This is a genomic window from Micromonospora sp. M51 (assembly GCF_018070305.1).
Taxonomy (GTDB): domain Bacteria; phylum Actinomycetota; class Actinomycetes; order Mycobacteriales; family Micromonosporaceae; genus Micromonospora; species Micromonospora parva.
Map to the genome: position 1 here is coordinate 1 of NZ_JAGPXZ010000506.1, position 4,613 is coordinate 4,613.

The 4,613-nt window shown below is 72.8% G+C and carries 4 protein-coding genes; 3 read left to right on the plus strand and 1 reads right to left on the minus strand.

Going from position 1 to position 4,613, the window contains the following annotated elements; translation table 11 throughout:
* On the minus strand, positions 1-1,315 hold a 1,315-nt coding region (locus KBX53_RS23185; RefSeq protein ID WP_210861617.1), incomplete at its 3' end, for an efflux RND transporter permease subunit.
* A 123-nt stretch (positions 1,316-1,438) separates the two neighbouring features.
* Here KBX53_RS23185 and KBX53_RS23190 point away from each other — a divergent pair.
* From KBX53_RS23190 to KBX53_RS23200, 3 genes are all read left to right on the plus strand, one after another.
* The gene (locus KBX53_RS23190) at positions 1,439-1,954 is read left to right on the plus strand and encodes a MarR family winged helix-turn-helix transcriptional regulator (protein WP_030338019.1); all 516 of its coding nucleotides are present in this window, start codon (positions 1,439-1,441) and stop codon (positions 1,952-1,954) included.
* Positions 1,955-1,956: 2 nt separating this feature from the next.
* Entirely contained in the window at positions 1,957-3,636 is a 1,680-nt protein-coding gene (locus tag KBX53_RS23195) for a CocE/NonD family hydrolase (RefSeq protein WP_210861619.1), read from the plus strand.
* A gap of 157 nt (positions 3,637-3,793) precedes the next feature.
* The coding region (locus KBX53_RS23200) for a hypothetical protein (protein ID WP_210861620.1) at positions 3,794-4,613 on the plus strand (820 nt) is incomplete at its 3' end.

A 4,613-nucleotide genomic window follows, 5' to 3' on the forward strand; every position in this document is an offset into this window, starting at 1 on the left:
GTACCGCGCTGGCGGCGTCGGTGACCGCCCGCACCGCCGCCGGGGTGGTGATCACGGCGACGGGTTGGGTGCTGCCGGCGGGGAACGCCCTCGCCAGGGTCTGCGCCCCGGTCACCGCCTCCGGTTCGGCCCGGAACTGTTCGGTCTCGGACAGGCCGGGACGGATGCCGAGCCCACCCAGCGCCAGCGCGCCGAGCAGCACGGTGGCCAGGGTGGCGACCACCACCGGGCGGCGCTCCACGGCCGCGCCGAGCCGACCCCAGAGCCGACCCTCGCGCGCCGGGCCGCCGACGCGGGGGACGAACGGCCAGAACAGCCCGCGACCGAAGAGCACCAGCACGGCGGGGAGCACGAAGAGGGCCGAGAGCATGGCGAAGACCACACCGGTGGCGCAGGCCACCGCCAAGGCCCGGTTGGTCTCCTGTTCGCTGAGCAGCAGGGTGAGGACGCCGAGCACGACGGTGCCGCCGCTGGCGAGGATGGGCTCCGCGGTGCGGCGCAGCGCGGCGCGCATCGCCCTGAACCGGTCCTCCTCGCGGCGCAACTCCTCCCGGTAGCGGGCGATGAGCAGCAGCGCGTAGTCGGTGGCGGCGCCGAAGACCAGCACGCTGGCGATGCCGGTGACCTGACCCTGCTGGAGGTTGATGCCGACACCCGGCACGATGACGTCCACCGCGCGCAGGGTGAGCTGCTCGGTCGCGGCGACCACGACCAGCGGCACGATCCACAGGAACGGGCTGCGGTAGGTGATCAGCAGCAGCACCGCGACCACGGCGGCGGTCACCGCGAGCAGGGTGATGTCGGCGCCGTCGAACACCGAGGACAGGTCGGCGGTGAACGCCGGTGAACCGGTCACCTCGACGGTCAGCCCGTCGGGCAGGTTCGCCAGCGCGTCGCGTACCTGGTCGACCTGTTCGACGACCTCGTCCTGGCCGCCGGCGATGCTGAGCGGCACGGCGACCAGCGCCACGGTGCCGTCCGGGGAGACCTGCGGTGGGCTGATCTGCCCGCCCACCGCGAGGCGGCCCAGGTCGCCGGCGCGGGCGGTGACGGCGCCCCGGTCGGCCTCGGTCAGCGCGCCCCCGTCGTCGCGGCTGACCACCACGATGGCCGGCTGGACCTCGCTGGACGGGAGCTGGTCCTGCAGTCGCTCCACCTGGGTCGACTGCCACTGGGCGGAGAGGCCGCTGGCGGATACCGGCGCCGGGTTGTCCGGCTGGGGTAGCCCGAAGACGGCCGCGCCGACGACGATCGCGGCGGCCACGGTGAGCCAGGCGGCCAACCGGCCGCGGGCGACTCTGGTGAAGACGGACATCAGCTGACCCCAAATTATTTCGAGTGCCAAGTATCTTGATTATCGAGATTATCGGCGGCTGTTCTATGCTGCAACTCGAGAGACGACGACGGGGAGAAGCGGCACGCGGTGGCGACTCAGGGCATGTACCGGCGGCGCGAGACGCGCCGCGAACAGCTGGTCGCGGAAATCACCAACAACCTGCGGCGGTACGCGGTGGACGCCCAGCAGGTGAGCCACGCCTTCGCCAATCTGCACGGCCTCAACCCGACCGACCTGAACGCCCTGCTCGCGGTGATGGACGCGGAGCTGCTGGGTGACCCGATCACGCCCGGACGCCTCGGTGAGCAGCTCAACCTCTCCTCCGGCTCGGTGACCGCCCTGATCGACCGGCTGGAGCGGGCCGGCCACATCCGCCGCGACCGCGACACCGTCGACCGGCGCAAGGTCCTGCTGCACTACGCCCACCAGGGCATGACCCTGGCCAGGGAGTTCTTCCGGCCGCTGGGCGAGCGCACCGACACGGTGATGGACCGCTTCAGCGAGGACGAGCTGGCGGTGGTGCACCGCTTCATGGCGGAGATGAGCGAGTCCCTGCGGACGCACCGCGACGCGGTGCGCGCCGCCCGGCCCGAGTCGCCCCGCCGCCCGACGGGCTGACCGTGCCGGACCGGCTCGTCACCCGCCTCGCCAGCGCCGCGCTGCGGCTGCCACCGACCCGCCCCGGCCCGGTGCGGGTCACCCGTGACCTGCCGGTGCGCACCCGCGACGGCGTGGTGCTGCGCACCGACCACTACGCCCCGGGCCACCACGGCGCGCCGACCGTGCTGATCCGCACCCCCTACGGGCGGGGCGGACCGCTGCGGCTGCTCGGTCGGCTGCTCGCCGCACGGGGCCGACACGCGGTGATCCAGTCGTGCCGGGGCACCGGCGGGTCCGGTGGCACGTTCGCCCCACTGGTGCACGAGCGCGACGACGGCGCGGACACCCTGGACTGGCTGCGTCGCCAACCCTGGTGGTCCGGTCACCTCGGCATGTTCGGGGTCAGCTACCAGGGCTTCGCGCAGTGGGCGCTGGCCGCCGACGCCGGCGAGGAACTGCGCGCGATGGTCGCGGTGGTGACCGCCTCGGCCACCCGGGACTCGACGTACGCGGGGGAGTCCTTCGCCCTGGACACCGTGCTGACCTGGGCGGAGCTGCTGCACGCGCAGACCGTGCCGTGGCTGGCCCGGCAGTGGGAGCTCAAACGCGGGCAGCCCCGGCTGGCCGCCGCGCTGGCGCACCTCCCCCTGGCCGACGCCGACCGGGTGGCCACCGGGGTGAGAATTCCGTTCTTCCAGGAGTGGCTGCGCCACCACACCCCGCAGGCCGCGTACTGGCGGACCCGGGTCTTCGCCGACCAGGTCGCGAAGGTGCGGGCGCCGGTGGTGATGGTCACCGGCTGGCACGACATCTTCCTGCCCGCCCAGCTCGACGACCACGCTGTACTGCGCGCCGCCGGCACACCGTCGCGCCTGGTGATCGGCCCGTGGACGCACGGCAGCCCCGGACTGTTCGTGGCCGCGCTGCGCGAGGGGTTGGCGTGGCTCGACGAGCACCTGCCGCAAACGCCTCGACCGGGCGGACGGGCGCGGCCCGAGGTGGCGCCCGTCCGGCTGTACGTCAGCGGCGCCGGCGGCGGGTGGCGGGACCTGCCGGACTGGCCACCACCGGCGGTCGAGACCGCCTGGCACCTGCAACCTGACGGCGAGCTGGCGGCGCGCCCAGCGGTCGCGTCGACGCCGGACCGGTTCCGCTACGACCCCGCCGACCCCACCCCGTCGCTGGGCGGGCCACTGCTCGTCGCCCAGCGGGCCGGCCCGGTGGACAACCGGCCCGTCGAGGCCCGCCCCGACGTGCTCACCTACACCAGCGCCCCGCTGACCGACCCGGTCGAGGTGATCGGCCCGGTCCGCGCTGAGATCCACGTCCACAGCGACCTGCCCTACCTGGACGTCTTCGTTCGGCTGTGCGACGTGGACCGCAAGGGTCGTTCGTGGAACGTGTGCGACGGTCTGGTGCGGGTCACCCCCGAGCGCTTCCCGGCCGATTCCACCGGGGCGCTGCGGGTTCCGGTGCCGCTGTGGCCGACCGCGTACCGGTTCGCCGCCGGGCACCGACTGCGGGTGCAGGTCTCCGGTGGCGCCCATCCACGGTGGGCCCGCAACCCCGGGACCGGGGAATCCCTCGGCGCGGCGGTGACGCTGCGTGCCGGCTGGCGGCAGATTCTGCACGACCCGGATCACCCCTCGGCGGTGTTGCTGCCGATCGTCCACTCTGCTCCACCGCAACCTCCAATCTGAACAGACCCTCTCTGAGCTGGTCGTTTGCCGAAAACGCGGGCTATGGTGGAGTCAACGCCCGGCGCCGTGCACCAGTAGGCCGGGCTCGCTCGAAGCCCAGCACCGCGTACGCGGTGTGACGTCGTGCCCGGTCCTCGCCTCTCGAAAGGGGGACCTCATGACTCGGGCCCCGGCTAACCTTCTGGCCGTCCGAAGCCTGCTTCTCACTCACCTCGACAACGCCCCCGGGCCAGACGATCTGGAACCGGGTGAGGTCGGCATCGTCGGCGACTCGGCCCACCGGGGCGGCTACCACTGCGGATCGGACCGGGTGGTCGTCAACGACTACTCGGTGGTCGAGTCACCCCGTGACCGGGCCGGGCTGACCCTCGACGCGGCGGCGCTGGACGTCGGCCAGTTCGACGTCCGCTCCGGCGGTCGGACGAACACCCTGGCCAGCTTCTCGGTCTGGTGCGTCGCGCAGTGCGCCGCGAACGCCGCCGACACCCGGGACATCCGGGAGATCATCTACAGCCCCGACGGCAGCACGGTGAAGCGGTGGGACCGCCTCGGCAAGCGCACCAGCGGCGACAGCTCGCACCGCTGGCACACCCACTTCAGCTTCTTCCGCGACGCCATCAAGGCGGGCCGCGACCAGCGGCCCCTGTTCCGCCGCTACCTCAGCTCCATCGGACTCCTGGAGGACGACATGACCCCCGAAGAACACAACTGGCTGGCCACCGTCCACAAGAACCTCACAGTGCTGGACGGCCGCAACCCGGTCGGGCAGATCTACACCCGGATGGCGCTGGGTGAGGATGCCACCGTCCCGAACTTCACCTCGGCGCACCCCACGCTGCGGTCGATCGGCGCCCAGCTCAGCGCGTTGCAGACGGCGCTGACCGCGCTGTCCAACCGGGACTTCACCGACGAGCCGGCGATCGTGGCGGGTGTGCTGGCCTCGCTGACGCCGGAGAAGATCGCCGCGGCCATCCCAC